General features: G+C 59.0%; 18 protein-coding genes. 8 read left to right on the top strand and 10 right to left on the bottom strand.

The genetic code is table 11. The features are described from left to right. Positions 1 to 152: 152 nt before the first annotated feature. Positions 153 to 887 carry a histidine utilization repressor gene (hutC, locus tag ASF69_RS11220; RefSeq protein ID WP_062587715.1) on the bottom strand — a complete coding sequence of 245 codons (735 nt, stop codon included), beginning with the start codon at positions 885 to 887 and terminating at the stop codon, positions 153 to 155. 146 nt (positions 888 to 1,033) lie between these two features. Between hutC and ASF69_RS11215 the strand changes: the two genes are divergently transcribed. Beyond that, positions 1,034 to 1,741, top strand: coding sequence for a YoaK family protein (locus ASF69_RS11215; RefSeq protein WP_062587432.1), 708 nt, complete (start codon positions 1,034 to 1,036; stop codon positions 1,739 to 1,741). A 13-nt stretch (positions 1,742 to 1,754) separates the two neighbouring features. Here ASF69_RS11215 and ASF69_RS11210 read toward each other — a convergent pair whose 3' ends face one another. Continuing rightward, on the bottom strand, positions 1,755 to 2,228 hold the full coding sequence (locus tag ASF69_RS11210; RefSeq protein WP_062587713.1) for a hypothetical protein: 474 nt from the start codon (positions 2,226 to 2,228) through the stop codon (positions 1,755 to 1,757). A 135-nt stretch (positions 2,229 to 2,363) separates the two neighbouring features. Here ASF69_RS11210 and ASF69_RS11205 point away from each other — a divergent pair, with 135 nt between their 5' ends. Next, complete coding sequence (locus tag ASF69_RS11205; protein WP_062587712.1) at positions 2,364 to 2,999, top strand: trimeric intracellular cation channel family protein; 636 nt, start codon at positions 2,364 to 2,366, stop codon at positions 2,997 to 2,999. Between the two features lie 97 nt (positions 3,000 to 3,096). Here the strand turns inward: ASF69_RS11205 and ASF69_RS11200 are convergent, their stop codons facing one another. After that, positions 3,097 to 3,354, bottom strand: a complete 258-nt coding sequence (locus ASF69_RS11200; protein ID WP_062587710.1) for a DUF1150 family protein — start codon at positions 3,352 to 3,354, stop codon at positions 3,097 to 3,099. Between the two features lie 57 nt (positions 3,355 to 3,411). Next, positions 3,412 to 3,837, bottom strand: a complete 426-nt coding sequence (locus tag ASF69_RS11195; RefSeq protein WP_062587430.1) for an Hsp20 family protein — start codon at positions 3,835 to 3,837, stop codon at positions 3,412 to 3,414. Between the two features lie 180 nt (positions 3,838 to 4,017). Here ASF69_RS11195 and ASF69_RS11190 point away from each other — a divergent pair, with 180 nt between their 5' ends. Further along, a complete protein-coding gene (locus ASF69_RS11190) occupies positions 4,018 to 4,962 on the top strand; it encodes a nucleoside hydrolase (protein ID WP_062587428.1) in 945 nt (314 codons plus the stop codon). Positions 4,963 to 5,044: 82 nt separating this feature from the next. Here ASF69_RS11190 and ASF69_RS11185 read toward each other — a convergent pair whose 3' ends face one another. Further along, entirely contained in the window at positions 5,045 to 5,905 is an 861-nt protein-coding gene (locus ASF69_RS11185) for an LOG family protein (RefSeq protein ID WP_062587708.1), read from the bottom strand. Between the two features lie 137 nt (positions 5,906 to 6,042). On the opposite strand from ASF69_RS11185, the gene dapD reads away from it, so the two are divergent. From dapD to ASF69_RS11170, 3 genes are read left to right on the top strand one after another with little or no spacing between them, the layout of a single operon-like run. Then, positions 6,043 to 6,897, top strand: a complete 855-nt coding sequence (gene dapD, locus ASF69_RS11180; RefSeq protein WP_062587426.1) for a 2,3,4,5-tetrahydropyridine-2,6-dicarboxylate N-succinyltransferase — start codon at positions 6,043 to 6,045, stop codon at positions 6,895 to 6,897. A 17-nt stretch (positions 6,898 to 6,914) separates the two neighbouring features. Next, a complete protein-coding gene (gene dapE / locus ASF69_RS11175) occupies positions 6,915 to 8,108 on the top strand; it encodes a succinyl-diaminopimelate desuccinylase (RefSeq protein WP_062587424.1) in 1,194 nt (397 codons plus the stop codon). Next, positions 8,095 to 8,691 (top strand): hypothetical protein, encoded by a 597-nt coding sequence (locus ASF69_RS11170; RefSeq protein ID WP_062587422.1) that lies wholly within the window; start codon positions 8,095 to 8,097, stop codon positions 8,689 to 8,691. The genes dapE and ASF69_RS11170 overlap by 14 nt, the downstream gene beginning before the upstream one ends. Before the next feature lie 20 nt (positions 8,692 to 8,711). Here ASF69_RS11170 and truA read toward each other — a convergent pair whose 3' ends face one another. From truA to def, 3 genes are read right to left on the bottom strand one after another with little or no spacing between them, the layout of a single operon-like run. Beyond that, on the bottom strand, positions 8,712 to 9,515 hold the full coding sequence (gene truA, locus ASF69_RS11165) for a tRNA pseudouridine(38-40) synthase TruA (protein ID WP_062587420.1): 804 nt from the start codon (positions 9,513 to 9,515) through the stop codon (positions 8,712 to 8,714). After that, complete coding sequence (gene fmt / locus ASF69_RS11160) at positions 9,515 to 10,450, bottom strand: methionyl-tRNA formyltransferase (RefSeq protein WP_062587419.1); 936 nt, start codon at positions 10,448 to 10,450, stop codon at positions 9,515 to 9,517. The genes truA and fmt overlap by 1 nt, the downstream gene beginning before the upstream one ends. A gap of 48 nt (positions 10,451 to 10,498) precedes the next feature. After that, positions 10,499 to 11,011, bottom strand: coding sequence for a peptide deformylase (def, locus tag ASF69_RS11155; RefSeq protein WP_062587417.1), 513 nt, complete (start codon positions 11,009 to 11,011; stop codon positions 10,499 to 10,501). 147 nt (positions 11,012 to 11,158) lie between these two features. On the opposite strand from def, the gene ASF69_RS11150 reads away from it, so the two are divergent. Further along, on the top strand, positions 11,159 to 12,358 hold the full coding sequence (locus ASF69_RS11150) for a DNA recombination protein RmuC (RefSeq protein ID WP_062587415.1): 1,200 nt from the start codon (positions 11,159 to 11,161) through the stop codon (positions 12,356 to 12,358). A gap of 61 nt (positions 12,359 to 12,419) precedes the next feature. Further along, positions 12,420 to 13,319, top strand: a complete 900-nt coding sequence (locus ASF69_RS11145) for a ribokinase (protein ID WP_062587413.1) — start codon at positions 12,420 to 12,422, stop codon at positions 13,317 to 13,319. Positions 13,320 to 13,322: 3 nt separating this feature from the next. Here the strand turns inward: ASF69_RS11145 and trmB are convergent, their stop codons facing one another. Next, complete coding sequence (trmB, locus tag ASF69_RS11140; RefSeq protein WP_062587411.1) at positions 13,323 to 14,021, bottom strand: tRNA (guanosine(46)-N7)-methyltransferase TrmB; 699 nt, start codon at positions 14,019 to 14,021, stop codon at positions 13,323 to 13,325. A gap of 204 nt (positions 14,022 to 14,225) precedes the next feature. Next, positions 14,226 to 15,491 (bottom strand): methionine adenosyltransferase, encoded by a 1,266-nt coding sequence (metK, locus tag ASF69_RS11135; protein WP_062587409.1) that lies wholly within the window; start codon positions 15,489 to 15,491, stop codon positions 14,226 to 14,228. Positions 15,492 to 15,659 lie beyond the last annotated feature (168 nt).

The following is a 15,659-nucleotide window of genomic DNA, read 5'->3' as shown; positions in this document are numbered from 1 at the left end:
AGGTGCCGATCTTCTGCGGCCAAAGCTCGCAATCTTGATCGGATCGCGCTTGTTGACAGCCGCTAACAAAGTTGAGTTAGATTGGCAACTAATACACCGCAAAAAACATGTGCTGTAAACTCTTCTTTTAGGCAGAAAGTTTACGGATGAGATCACATCTGCTGTGATGGCATGAATTGCGCCACCAGTTCGTGGCGATCTCCGGGATATGTCACGGTAACATGGGTAATGTAGTTCTGCCCGTTCCAGGTCCGCCGCTCGATGACCAGACAGGCCGAGCCGGTCGGTATGGCAAGCGCCTCGGCAACGCTCTTGTCTGCTGCTACGGCGCGAATGCGATGTTCGGCGGCGCTCCACGGCACCATCTTCAGCAGCCAAGACCCCGGCCCGACCTCGGTGAAATCAGCATCACTGGCTTCCGGCACGGTCGCGACATTGATGATGCGTTCTTCCAGGCAAAAGGGAACGTCGGCTGCATAATGGCGGCACAGAAGCGAAAGAACAGGCGCATTCGGCTTGATCTCCAGCAGGCGTCTGTCGTCCGCCGTTGCCTTGCGCAGTTGCCGATTGTCCAGCCGGTAGAGATATTTGAGGCCAAGCGCCTGGACCTCGCGCTGGATATCATGAATCTCGAGCACGGCGGATTGAGCGTGCGGCTGGGTGACAAAACTGCCGGAACGGCGACGGCGTTCGATCAAGCCTCTTTTGACGAGTTCGCCCATCGCCTTGTTCACCGTCATGCGCGAACACGCATATTCCTGCGTCAGTTCATGCTCGAAGGGAATGCGGTGGCCCGGGGCCCACTCGCCGGACAGAATACGGCCTTCGATGTCTCCGAGAATACGCTCATGCAGCGATTTCTCCTGAACGCGCGGGGCTTTGTCCATGGTGCTCATCCTGTTTCCTGCCGGGCGTGATATCACCCTCAACAGCGCATAGCCATATGGCGTCGCCGCAGCCTCGGTCTTAACGGGGCGGAAATCTGGCAGGTCTACAATCCGGTATACGGGCTGAGCCAGAATGCGGGATTTCGATGACAAGGCAGAAACGGCGCAAGATCATTCGCGCAAGGCGCACCGCGACCGGCATCGCTCTGGTGGCGGCCATCTCCTTTATCGCGGGAATGACAGATGCCATCGGCCTCACCATGTCGGGAGATTTCGTGTCCTTCATGACGGGAAACACCACCCGCGCTGCGCTGTCGCTCCAATCGGGAGATTATACCCACGCCGCGACATTGTTTGCGGCGATCTTTGCTTTTGTCGCGGGGAATGCAGGCGGCATCGTCATCGCCCACAGGAGTTACCGGCGCATTTTCAACGTGTTGTGCGCAGTTGGCGCCCTGCTCGGCCTCGCCGCCCTTCTGCAACAGACGGATATGAGCATCATCCAGTTCTGCATCGTCGTCTTTGCCATGGGCATGATCAACGCTGCCGTGGAGCATATCGAAGGCCTGCCGATCGGCCTGACCTACGTCACCGGAGCGCTCTCCCGCTTCGGACGCGGAATCGGCCGCTTCATGCTCGGCGAAAGAAAAATCGACTGGACGATACAGATCGTGCCATGGCTCGGCATGATCACGGGTGCGGTGTGCGGCGCCATCGTGGCACGCAGTTACCCGACGGTCGCTCTTGCCGCTGTCAGCGCAGCGGTGTTTGCCGTCGCCGCTGCCACCGGTTTCATGCCCCGCTCACTGCGGCGCAGGTACAATCAGAACGTCACCATCAGACGGGTGAACTGACCCTTCTGCCGAGCTATTTCTTGGAAATCGTCACGAAGTTGGTCCCGCGAACACGGACTGTCATCTCGCAAGGCGCGCTGTCGGTGCGTTCGCAATAGCGGGGATGCATTTTCAGAACGAAGACCATATTGCCGAACCGCTGAACAAAGTCATAGCTGTAGATCGTGGCGGTCGCGATCATGAGATAACCGCCTTCCTTGACCTGCACATAAAAATTGAAGGGGCAGCCGTCTTCGTTGCAGCTGCGGGCCTTGTCGCCATCGCATGTCAGTTCGCCGCGATTGGTGACCGCATCCATCAAGCCATCATTGTTGATGTCCAGCCGCGTCAGGAAGCCTTCGCCGAATTCAGCGACCTTGCACTCGGAGCGGAAATGGTCCTTCTCATAGATCTCAGGATCGGTCACCAGCTGTTGCTGGGCCAGAGAGACGACAGGCACGGCAAGAAACACCAGAGCCTGGAGTGTTGTGATGAGAAGGCGTTTCACGGCATTTTCCTTTGGGACTGTTTCCGCTATGGATGCCGAAGCATGAGCAACGACATATATTGAACCGGCGATGGACATTAAGTTCTGGCCCTTGCGCGGCACTGACCGCGCGGCAACTTTCGAGGAGTGCCTTTCGTGACCCTTCTGGCCTTTCTCGATTATGCCGGAGTGGCGGTGTTTGCCGCAACGGGCGCGCTTGCCGCGTCGCGTAAACAGCTCGACCTCATCGGCTTCCTGTTCTTTGCGGCCGTCACCGGCATTGGCGGCGGCACGCTGCGTGACCTCGTTCTCGGGCGCGCGCCGGTTTTCTGGGTGGTCAATCCAACCTATATTCTGGTGTGCGTTGCTGTTGCAGGGCTGGTCTATCTGACGGCCCACCTTCTCGAATCCCGCTACCGCCTGCTGATCTGGCTCGATGCCATCGGCCTTTCGGCCTATTGCGTCATGGGTGCGGCCAAGGGGCTTGCCGTTACGGGCTCGCCCACCGTCGCCATCGTCACCGGCACGATGACAGCCACATTCGGAGGGGTGTTGCGCGACATTCTTGCCGGTGAACCATCCGTTCTCCTCAGGCCCGAAGTCTATATCAGCTGCGCCCTGATGGGCGCCTGCGTCTTTACCGCCGCCCATGCCATCGGCCTGCCGCTTCTGATTGCTTCAGCAGCAGGTGTTCTGACCGCATTTGCCATCAGAAGCGGTGCGCTGATCTTCGGCTGGACCTTCCCGCGCTATCGTGCCCGCCCCGGCAGACCGCCAGAAGATGTCATGTGATGAAAATGCAAAAGGCGCCCTTCGGCGCCTTTCTTGAAAACATCGATTGTTGCGCGCTGCCGCCCGGCGTGTCGGGCATCTTGCGCTGGCGCGGCCATCAATGGACGCTGATGGTGCGCAGCTCGTCTTCGGCGGCCTTGAAGAAGGTGCTCGACCGATTGTCCGTCAGAAGAATTGGCGTGCCATCCGCGCCGAACAGAGCCCAGAGATCAAGACCCGGATCGATATTGGGCGCTTCGGGAAAACAGCGGTTCACTTCTTCGGCGCGCATTTTCCGGATATATCCGACTTCACCTGCCCCGATATGAGCCAACTGGGATTTGGTCAAACGCGCATGCGCTTCTTTTAAAAGCATTTCAGCCTCCACATTCATCAGCCGCTGCGCCGCGATGCGGCACTTGCCTGCAGAATCCTAGTGTGAGACGGAAATGTTAATTTTCTTCACTACGTTGGAGATTTCTGGCCGCGTCAGATCGATGGACAGCAGGCCGTTGCGCAGACGCGCATCATTGACCTGCATACCATCAGCCAGAACGAAGACGCGTTGAAACTGCCGCGCAGCGATGCCCCTGTAGAGATAGTCCCGGGCATCCTGTTCCTGCTGGCGTCCACGAATGACCAGCTGGTTGTCGGCTGTCGTTACTTCCAGATCCTCTTCGGAAAAACCGGCGACAGCGATGGTAATGCGCAAGCGCTCAGGGCTGTCGCCCTCGGCTGCAAGACGCTCGATATTATAGGGAGGATAGCCATCATTCGCCTTGGCCATTCGCTCCAGCGTTTTTTCCATGGCGTCGAAACCCAGCATCAGCGGGTGTGTGAAGGGTGTCATGCGGCTCATATATCGCAGTCCTTGTATCCAAGCGACGATCGTCAGCCCCGTTTGCGGCAGCTTTCCTGAATATGGTAACGCAAATTTTGCAGCGCAAGAATGCCGACGTGCGAAAAGTTGCCATGGCCGCAAGCTTGACAAGCTCTAAAAACAAGCCTGAAAAGGCAGTTCATCAGAAACGGGAAAATCATGACCGAGCGACGAAAAATCATTATCGACACCGACCCAGGTCAGGATGACGCTGCTGCCATCATGCTGGCGCTCGGCAGTCCGGAAGAGATCGAGATCCTCGGTCTTTGCGCGGTTGCTGGCAACGTGCCGCTGAAGCTGACAAGCCGCAATATCCGCATCGTTCTGGAACTGTGCGGCCGCACCGAAATCCCTGTCTATGAAGGCTGCGCCCGCCCGCTGGTGCGTGATCCGATCACGGCGGAACATGTGCACGGCAGCACTGGTCTCGATGGCCCTGTCCTGCCTGAGCCGACAATGACGGCTCAGGGCCAACACGCCGTTGACTTCATCATCGAAACCCTGCGTCGCGAACCCGAAGGCACGATCACGCTCTGCACGCTGGGTGCCCTGACCAATATCGCGACCGCCCTGCAGAAGGCACCCGATATTGCCCCGCGCGTCAAGGAACTGGTGCTGATGGGCGGCGGCTTTTTCGAGGGCGGAAACATCACGCCCGCTGCCGAATTCAACATCTATGTCGATCCGCAGGCCGCAGATATCGTGTTCCGCTCCGGCATTCCGCTGGTCATGATGCCGCTCGACGTGACCCACAAGCTCTTGACCACCAAGACCCGCGTGGCAGCCATTCGCGATATCGGCACCCGTCCGGCCATTGCCATGGCCGAGATGCTGGAATTCTTCGAGCGTTTCGACATCGAAAAATACGGCTCGGATGGCGGTCCGCTGCATGACCCCACCGTCATTGCCTATCTCATCAAGCCGGACCTGTTCGATGGTCGCGATTGCAATGTCGAGATCGAGGTGAACTCTGAGCTCACCATCGGCATGACGGTTGTCGATTGGTGGAAGGTAACGGGCCGCAAGCCGAATGCCCGCGTGATGCGGGATGTCAATGCCGATGGCTTCTTTGCGCTTCTGACAGAGCGTTTTGCGCGGATCTGATTGGTCTCTTCCGTCACCCCGGCCTTGGGCCGGGGTCCATTGCGATCATGTGCTGGTTGAGGGAGGCAAAGGAGCGCCTCACTCAAAGCTCATAAAAATCGGCAATCACCTTCCATGCATCATCAGCCGTTTCGGCAAAATGCAGAAGCTCCATGTCCTCAGGCGCAATGGTTCCGAAATCGGCCAGCGCCTTGAAGTTGATGACGGAGCGCCAGAAGGCTTCTCCGAACAGGACCAGCGGAATGGGCGCCATGCGCTTGGTCTGGATCAGCGTCAGCGCTTCGAACAGCTCATCCATTGTGCCGAACCCGCCGGGGAAGACCACGATGGCCTTTGCGCGCATGAGAAAATGCATCTTGCGGATGGCGAAATAGTGGAAGTTGAAGCTGAGTTCCGGCGTGACATAGGGATTAGGCGCCTGCTCATGCGGCAGCAGGATGTTAAGGCCGATTGAGGGCGCGCCCGCCTCCGATGCACCGCGATTGCCCGCTTCCATGACGCCCGGGCCACCGCCGGTCACGACGACATATTCGCGGTGGTCGTATTTCTGTGCTTCGGTTGCGCAGAGCTTGGCGAATTTGCGGGCCTCATCATAATAGACGGATGCAGCTTCGAGGTTCTTGCGCTGCGTTTCATTGCGCGCCGCCCAAGCCTCGCCGCCGGGCTGGGGAATGCGGGCACCGCCGAACATGACCACGGTCGATTTGATGCCCCTTTCGGCCAGCATCATTTCCGTTTTCAGGAGCTCCAGCTGCAGCCTGACCGGACGCAATTCCTCGCGGCAAAGGAAATCGGGATCGTTGAAGGCAAGACGATAGGATGGCGAATCCGATTGTGGCGTCTTGGGGATGCCTTCAGCGCTCTGCTTGTCGTCGGAACTGCGCTTCAACGGATCCCAGACACCGTCCTTGCGCCGCAATTTGCCGTTTTTCAATTTCGCCATCGTCATGCCTTTCATATGCCCGCGCCAAATCACATTGACGCCCTTCGAACACTCGCTTAGAGCAGTTGGCCATGTCCGGCCAGCGGTGCGGATGTTTCCCAGCATTGACGATAGTCATCGAAGTTTAAGGAATTCTCATGAGCAACCTGGAACATGGCTCCCTTGAAAGCATCATCGAAACCGCATTCGATAATCGTGATAGCGTCAATCTCTCGACCAAGGGTGAAATTCGGGATGCCGTCGAAACATCTCTGAACCTTCTCGATACCGGCGAAGCACGCGTTGCCGAACGGCAGGCCGATGGTAGCTGGAAGGTCAATCAATGGCTGAAAAAGGCCGTGCTTCTGTCCTTCCGTCTCAACGACATGGAAATCGTGACCGGCGGTCCGGGTGAATCCACCTGGTGGGACAAGGTGCCTTCCAAATTCGAGAACTGGGGCGAAAACCAGTTCCGCGGCGCAGGTTTCCGGGCCGTGCCGAATGCTGTCGTTCGCCGCTCGGCCTATATCGGCAAGAATGTCGTGCTGATGCCATCCTTCGTCAATCTCGGCGCCTATGTGGGTGAAGGTACCATGGTCGATACCTGGGCGACCGTTGGCTCGTGCGCACAGATCGGCAAGCATGTTCACCTGTCCGGCGGCGTCGGCATTGGTGGCGTTCTGGAGCCGCTTCAGGCGGGCCCGACCATCATCGAGGACAATTGCTTCATCGGCGCACGCTCCGAAGTGGTTGAAGGCTGCATCATTCGCGAAGGTGCCGTTCTCGGCATGGGCGTCTTCATCGGCAAGTCCACCAAGATCGTCGATCGCGCCACCGGCTCCATTACCTATGGCGAAGTGCCGCCCTATTCCGTGGTTGTCGCTGGCACCATGCCGGGCAAGCCCTTCCCGAATGGCGAAATGGGCCCAAGCCTCTACTGCGCCGTCATCGTCAAGACCGTCGATGAGAAGACACGCTCCAAGACCGCCATCAACGAGTTGCTGCGCGACTAAGGGAAGTAGACCGACGCATGAATGCCACCGATCCCGTCGCCAATCTGGCCGCTCTCATTCGTTGCCCCTCGGTAACGCCCGCAGAGGGTGGCGCGCTTGCTTTGCTTCAGAGCCTGCTCACTCCCCTCGGCTTTGCCGTTGAGCGCATGACGGCGACGGAGGAAGGCACGCCCGACGTCGAAAATCTCTACGCCCGCATCGGCAGCGAAGGTCCGCATCTCATGTTTGCGGGCCATACCGACGTGGTGCCGGTGGGAGATGAGGCAGCGTGGAGCCACCCGCCTTTCGCGGCAGAGATCGCTGACGGAGACATGTTCGGACGCGGCGCCGTCGACATGAAGGGCGGTATCGCCTGCTTCGTCGCAGCCATTGCCCGCCATATCGAAAAACACGGGCAGCCGAAGGGTTCGATGTCCTTCCTGATTACCGGCGACGAGGAAGGCCCGTCCATCAACGGCACCTCCAAGCTGCTTGAATGGGCCGCCGCCAAAGGTGAGACCTGGGATGCCTGCGTGGTTGGCGAACCGACCAATCCCGATCAGCTCGGTGACATGATCAAGATCGGACGGCGTGGATCGCTCTCGGGCCACATTACGGTTCACGGCGTTCAGGGCCATGCGGCCTATCCGCACCTTGCCGACAATCCCGTGCGTGGATTGCTGCAATTGACCCATGCCTTGATGAGCCCGGCCTTCGACAATGGCACGGACAACTTCCAGCCGTCCAATCTGGAGGTAACGACGGTCGATACCGGCAATGCGGCGACCAACGTCATTCCCGCCAGAGCAACCGCTGCCTTCAACATTCGCTTCAACGACACATGGACGGCGGAGACCCTGCGTGCGGAAATCATCCGCCGCCTCGATGAAGCCGCCGCCACAGGCGACCTGCGGCCGGACCGTTCTCCCGTCAGATATGATCTGGTCTGGGCGGATCGGCCATCGCATGTTTTCCTTACGCGCAACAATGCCCTGATCTCGTCCCTGTCCGGCGCCGTGGCTGCCGTGACTGGCAAAGAGCCGAAGCTGTCCACAACGGGCGGCACATCGGATGCGCGCTTCATCAAGGATTATTGCCCTGTGGTGGAATTCGGCCTTGTCGGCCAGACCATGCATATGGTGGATGAGCGCGTGGCCGTTGAAGACCTGGAAACGCTGACCCGCATCTATCAAACCTTCATCGAGCGTTGGTTCGACCATGCCGTCAGCTAGTGAAGTCTCTCTCTATCTTCGGGGATTGTGGCTGCTGTTCCTGGGAGATCCCGCAGGCGGACGCCTGCTCGACCTGACGGAACGCGGCATGTTCCGCTCCTTCTACGCCGCGCTCTGGTGCCTGCCGTCCATGGCGCTGTCCTGGTACTGGTGGCATGAAGCCTATGTCGCGACGCTGCCGCGAGGTCTTGGAACCGGCGGAATCTTTTTCCTGCGCCTTGCCATGGTCGAGGCCATCTGCTGGATGGTGCCGCTGATCCTGATCGGAATTTTGTTGCTTGCCTATGGCGCAAAGCAGAAGTTCAACGCGCTGGTCGTGGTCGCCAACTGGCTGTCGCTTCCTTTTTCCTACGGCTATGCAACATTGATCCTGATTGCGCTGTTCCTGCCGCGTTTGCAGGGCATTGTTGCGATCCTGTGGTTTGCCCTGTTGCTGATGCTGGTCTTCAGCTTTTCGCGCATCGTCAAGTTCTTCATACGCGATCAGCCATTGCTGGTCGCCGCCGTCGTCATGACGCTGCTCATTCCCGGCATGATCCTGTCGGAACTGCTGCAACGCTTCCTTGGCGTCTATCCGAGCTGAAGCTTACACAGGCGCGATCATCACAGATCGTCATCCGCAACCGCCGTCTCCGTTCTGGGCAGACGCTGCGGTATCACGTCGGGATAATCCACCTGCATGAAATAGAGGCCATCCGGTGGCGCCACCGGACCGCAGGCCTTGCGGTCGCGGGCTTCCAGCGCTGCCGCGACGTCATCGACACTCATCGCTCCCTCACCCGCAAGCTTCAGCGTGCCGGCAAAAGACCGGATCTGGTTGTGCAGAAAGCTTTGCGCCGTCGCGCGTATCTCGATCAGGTCGCCATCACGTGTCACATCCAGACGGTCGAGCGTCCTTATAGGGCTGTTGGCCTGGCAATGCACGGAACGGAAGGTGGTGAAATCGTGCCGCCCGACAAGCACTTGGGCCGCCTCATGCATCCTGATATGATCGAGGTCTTTCGACACCCACCAGGCCCGCTTGTGCTCCAGCGCCAGCCGTGATTTGCGGCAGATGATCCGGTAGAGATAGTGACGGCGCAAGGCGGAAAAACGCGCGTCGAAATCCTCCGTGACGGCGTCGACATCCAGAACCGATATGGCCTCGCCCGCCATGGCAAGATGGGCATTCAGCGCATTGCGCAGCTTGTAGGGTTCCCAATCCCGCGACAGATCGACATGCGTGACCTGCCCTTTTGCATGGACACCGGAATCGGTACGGCCAGCACCGCGAAAGCTGACGCTTTCCTTCGTCAGCGACAAAACGGCAGCTTCGAGCGCACCCTGAACCGATGGCCCATTGCTCTGCCTCTGCCAGCCGAAATAGGGCGAGCCATCATATTCGACAGTCATGCGAAAGCGTGGCATCAGCCGAGCCTCGTTCCGACGGAGACGGGCGTGCCGCGCAGGAAATCTGCAGCCAGCATCGGCTTGCCGCCTGCCTTTTGCAGCCGCAGAAGCCGCACCGCCCCGCTTGCGCAAGCGATGGTGAGCGCATCATCCAGCACGGAACCGGCCTCACCCATGCCGGTCGCCATCTCCGTTGCCAGAACTTTGACCCGCTCCGGCTTGCCGCCAATCTCCATCTCGAACCAAGCGCCCGGAAAGGGCGAGAGGCCACGAATATGATTGTGCACATCCTGGCTCGATCGGGAAAACTGGATGCGCGTTTCGGCCTTGTCGATCTTGGCAGCGTAGAGAACGCCGTCTTCCGCCTGGGGTGTCAGCGGCAGATCGCCATCTTCCAGTTTCAGCATGGCTTCACGCATCAGCCGCGCACCTGCCAGCATCAGGCTGTCATGCAATTCGCCAGCCGTCATGTTCGGCTCGATGGCGACATGAGCGGTCAGCGCAACGGGGCCGGTATCCAGCCCCTTTTCCATCTGCATCACCATCATGCCGGTTTCAGTATCGCCTGCCATGATGGCGCGTTGAATGGGAGCAGCGCCGCGCCAGCGCGGCAGGAGTGATGCATGGCCGTTGTAGCACCCAAGGCGCGTTCCGCTCAAAATCGCTTCCGGCAGCAGCAGCCCATAGGCGACGACGACCGCGACATCCGCGTTGAGGGCCGTAAACTGCGCCCTGTCCTCTTCCGCCTTGAAATTGAGGGGCGTCAGAACGGGAAGGCCGAGCAATTCGGCAGCCTGATGAACGGGGGATTTCTGCAGATCCAGTCCGCGACGCCCGCCGGGCCTTGGTGGCTGCGTATAGACCGCAGCAATATCATGACCCGCATCGACGAGCGCGCGCAGGGTGGGAACGGAGAATTCCGGTGTGCCCATGAAAATGATGCGCAATGACATGTTCGTCCCCTGCCCTGCTGGCCGCACGTCCAACCTTCAGCCGGAGACCTAGATTTTTGCGCGGGCCGCTTTGGTGAATTTCTTGATGACCATATCCCGCTTCAACCGGGAAATATGATCGATGAACAGGACGCCATTGAGATGGTCGATCTCATGCTGCAGGCAGGTGGCCAGCAGGCCGTCCGCTTCCACTGTCTGCTTCTTGCCGTCCCGGTCGATATATTCAACGGTCAGTGCGGCAGGGCGTTCCACCTCGGCATAATAGTCCGGAATGGAAAGACAGCCCTCCTCATAGGTCGAAACCTCATCGGAAACTTTGAGGATTTCCGGATTGATGAAGACAACCGGCTTTCTTTCCTCGTCTTCGCGGGAAATATCGATGACAAGCATACGGCGGGGAACGCCGATCTGGATGGCAGCCAGGCCAATACCGGGCGCATCATACATGGTTTCCAGCATATCGTCGGCAAGACGCACGATCTCGGCATCCACCTGTTCGACAGGCTTGGATTTCTCGCGCAACAGAGGATCAGGCAGAATAATGAGCGGTTTGATGGTCATGGCTTCCCATAACCCATCTCATCTTTCTAGGAAACAAAAAATAGAGGCCCGGAGATCCTGTTTTAGAGGCAGGTCAGGACTCATTTCGGCCCGATAAATGTTCTTGGTTTGATCTTACGAATCACCGGAAATCTGTTAGATTTGCTCATGAACATTGATCTCGCCGCATTTGGTACCACAGCTTTCAGTCTCGGTAACCTCCAGATATCGGTCGGTGCTTTGCTCGGCATCGTCGTGGCGGGCTGTCTTGTCGCCGCAATCTTCGCCTGGCGCCGCCAACCGCCGCCGGTCGATCAATCCCGCGACGAGATTACCGAACTCTTGAGAACGCAGTCGGAGCTCCACGGTCGTATCGCCGCGATGACCGAAACCTTGAGCGCGCGCCAGAACGAAATGAGCCAGACGTTGAACGAGCGGCTCGATGGCATGTCGCAGCGGATCGGCTCAACTTTGACGGAACAGACGCGCTCCACGCATGAGAACCTCAGCAAGCTGCAGGAGCGGCTCGCGGTCATCGATGCCGCGCAGGGCAATATTCAGGATCTCGCCAAGGACGTGATCGGGCTGCAGGCCATTCTCTCCAACAAGCAGACGCGGGGCGCGTTCGGGCAGGCGCGCATGGAAGCCCTGATTGCCGATGCTCTGCCGTCAGGCTCCTACCAGTTGCAGCCAACCCTCTCCAACGGCTTCCGGCCCGATTGCACCATCAGGATGCCCAACAACGCGCCTCCGCTCGTCATCGATGCGAAATTCCCGCTCGAGGCATGGAATGCGTTGAAGGCCGACGATGCGCCCGAGGCCAAGCGTGCGGCTACACAGCAGTTCCGTCGCGACATGGAAGTGCATATCCGCGATGTGGCTGAGAAATATCTGATTTCCGGCGAGACACAGGATACGGCCTTCATCTTCGTGCCATCGGAATCCATCTTTGCCGACATCCACCAGCATTTTGAGCCGCTGGTGCAGCGCGCGCACCGCTCCCGCGTCGTCATCGTGTCCCCCTCCCTGCTGATGCTGTCCGTTCAGGTCATCCAGTCTGTGCTGAAAGACCAGAGAATGCGCGAACAGGCGCATCTCATTCAGGGCGAAGTCGCGCTTTTGATGGATGATGTACGCCGTCTGGATGAGCGGACCCGCAAGCTGCAAGCCCATTTCGGGCTGGCGCAGAAGGACGTGGATATGATGCTGACCTCTTCGGAAAAGGTTCTGGCACGCGGCGTGAAAATCGAGAGCCTTGATTTTTCGCCGTCCCAGAAGGAAATCGCCCATATTGAGGCCGAGCAGCTGCGCCGTCTGGCCGAGGGCCGCTCCAATGTGGCGAAGCTGAGAGTGGTTGACGACGAGTGATCCACTCGGCAAAGTCTGCGCTCATTCCAACTCGCTTAATCCTTATTTCGGAACAACCCGCATGATCACAGTTTTCGGCTCCATCAACATGGACCTCGTTGCCATTTCCGACCGCCTGCCGAAGCCCGGTGAGACCGTGACGGGCAAGACCTTCTCCACCGCCGCAGGCGGCAAGGGCGCAAATCAGGCGCTGGCTGCGCGGCGCGCTGGCGCTACCGTGAAGATGGCGGGCGCCATCGGCGACGATGCTTTTGCCGCACCCGCCCTCACATTGTTGCGGGACGCGCGGGCCGATCTCGCACTCGTCAAGACCGTCGCCGAGCCCACCGGCACCGCCGTCATCCTCATCGGTGAGGGCGGCGAGAACATGATTTCGGTCATTCCTGCGGCCAATGGCGAGGTCTCGGAGAGCGATGCCGACCGTGCCGTCTCTGAAATGGCGGCTGGCGATATTCTGATGCTGCAATTTGAAATACCGGCACAGGCCATCGAAGCTGCCTTGAAAGCCGCCAAGGCAAAGCGTGTGACGACCATCATCAACACGGCACCGCTGACGTCGCAGGCTCAGCGTCTGTCACGGATGGCGGATATCGTCATTGCCAACGAAACCGAATTCGAACTGCTGATCGGCAAGAGCGACCTGTCGTCCGATGGGCGAGAAAAGGAACTTGCCGCCCTTCATGACGAGACCGGCCAGACGCTTATCGTCACGCTGGGAGCAGAAGGCGTCATCGCCATCCGTAATGGCAAGCTGGTCCGGGCCAAGGGCCTGAAGATCGAGCCGGTTGATACGGTGGGTGCGGGTGATACATTCTGCGGCTATCTCGCCGCCAGCCTCGATGCGGGGCTTGATTTCGAGGCGGCGCTTCGCCGCGCAGCCGTCGCCGGATCGCTCGCCTGCACGCGGGAAGGCGCACAGCCATCCATTCCGGTCGCATCAGAGGTGGATGCGAAAATCTGACGCTCAGCGTCGGATGAATGTGAGATAGGCGGAGCTGCGACCCTCGCGCTTCGCCTTGTTCTCATAGCGCGTGCCCGGCCATGTATCGAACGGCGTCGTCCAGTCGGCAGACACCTGCGCTGTCCACTCGAAACCTCCATGCGCGGCGCAATGCTGTAGCGTCCAGTTGATGTAGGTGTCGATGTCTGACGCGAAGCAGAATTTGCCGCCGGGTTTCAGCACACGGTGAAAGCGGGCCAGATTGACGTCGGAAACGAAGCGCCGCTTCCAGTGCTTCTTCTTCGGCCATGGATCCGGATAGAGCAGATCGATATGGTCGATGCAGGCATCCGGCAGCCAGTCCAGAAGCTGCGTCGCATCATCATCGTAAAGGCGGATGTTCATCAGCTCGCGCTCACGCACGCTGCCAAGAAGCTTTGCCATGGAATTGACGAAGGGCTCGACGCCGATAAAGCCGGTTGAGGGGTTTTCAGAGGCGCGGTGAACCAGATGCTCGCCGCCGCCAAAGCCGATTTCGAGGCGAATGGATTTCACATCGGCAGGAAAGAGAGCGGATAGGTTCTTGGGCGGCTGCGTCGCCAGGTCCACCTTCAAAAGCGGCAGAAGGGTCTCGATGGTATCGACCTGCTGGTTGCGCAGCGGCTTGCCCTTACGCCTTCCAAAAAACGCTTCCGTTGCGCGTGAACGCCGCTCTTCCGTCATTTCCAACACTCTCAGACAAATGGATAACCCGCACGGCGCCTGTTTTTCGCGCCGTGCGGGTTCAAAACGTTCAGACCGTATCTCTCAATCGACGCTGATTGACAAGCCTTGGATGGCAATGCGCGTCCGGGTGCACGCATGCCTGCTCCAATTTTCCTCCCGGCATGGACCGAGCGAATACCAATCGGGCTATCGGCCAGATGCTCAGGCAGCCTTCAAAGCATCCTTGAGCGGCTTGACCAGATCCAGCTTCTCCCAGGAGAAGGAACCGTCGCGACCGGCCTTGCGACCGAAATGTCCGTAGGAGGATGTCTTGGCATAGATCGGCTTGTTGAGGTCGAGGTGACGGCGGATGCCGGACGGAGACAGGTCCATGACCTTGCGGATCGCGGCTTCGACCTCGTCTTCGCTCAGCTTGCCGGTCTGGTGCAGATCGACATAGACCGACAGTGGCTGTGCAACGCCGATAGCGTAGGACAGCTGGATCGTGCAGCGTTCTGCCAGGCCAGCGGCCACGACGTTCTTGGCGATGTAGCGGGCTGCATAGGCTGCGGAACGGTCGACCTTCGTCGTGTCCTTGCCGGAGAATGCACCGCCGCCATGCGGCGCTGCGCCACCATAGGTGTCAACGATGATCTTGCGGCCCGTCAGGCCCGCATCGCCATCGGGACCACCGATCACGAACTTGCCGGTCGGGTTGATGTACCACTGGCAATCATTGGCGATCTTGAGGTCGCCCAATGCCTCGCGGATGTAGGGTTCAACAACCGAACGCACCTTCTTGGAGTCCCAGCTTGGGTCCAGATGCTGCGTGGAAAGCACGATGGACACGGCCTCTGAAGCCTTGCCATCGACGTAACGCACGGTCACCTGGCTCTTTGCATCGGGTCCGAGCTTTGCCGCTTCGCCTTCGCCGCTCTTGCGGGCGGTGGCGAGAAGCTGAAGAATGCGGTGGGAATAATAGATCGGGGCCGGCATCAGGTCAGGCGTTTCCTTGCAGGCATAACCGAACATGATGCCCTGGTCGCCAGCGCCTTCGTCGCCCTGCTTGTCCGAAGCATTGTCCACGCCCTGCGCAATGTCGGCAGACTGCGGGTGCAACAGCACGTCGATCTTGGCCGTCTTCCAATGGAAGCCGTCCTGCTCATAGCCGATATCCCTGATCGCCTTGCGGGCGGCGGCCTTGAACTTGGCGGGGTTGATCATGGGGTGGCCAGCGGCGTCCTTGAGGACGTTGCCTTCCTTGTCCTTCTTCAGCAGCGTATCGGGCACGCGCACCTCACCGGCGATGACGACACGGTTGGTTGTCGCAAGCGTTTCACATGCGATGCGCACGGTCCACGGATCAACGCCAGTCTTGGCGGCTTCACGATAGATGAGATCGACGATTTCGTCGGAAATGCGGTCACAAACCTTGTCAGGGTGACCTTCAGCTACAGACTCGCTGGTGAACAGGTAATTGGCGCGCATTCGGGATTCCCCTCAAAGAAGTGTCTACCGGTTTGTTAGTCATTTTGCTCGCAAAAAACAAGGACACAACGACATAAATATATCTTTATATGAGAATTCCTAACCCATCCTTACGCAATAAAAAACGGCCCCGAAGGGCCGTTATCAAGGTTCACAGTGCGTTAAACC

This window comes from Rhizobium sp. Leaf311 (assembly GCF_001423445.1).
Taxonomy (GTDB): Bacteria; Pseudomonadota; Alphaproteobacteria; order Rhizobiales; family Rhizobiaceae; genus Agrobacterium.
Note: the sequence above shows the minus strand (reverse complement) of the source record. Positions and strands in the feature narration are given on the sequence as shown.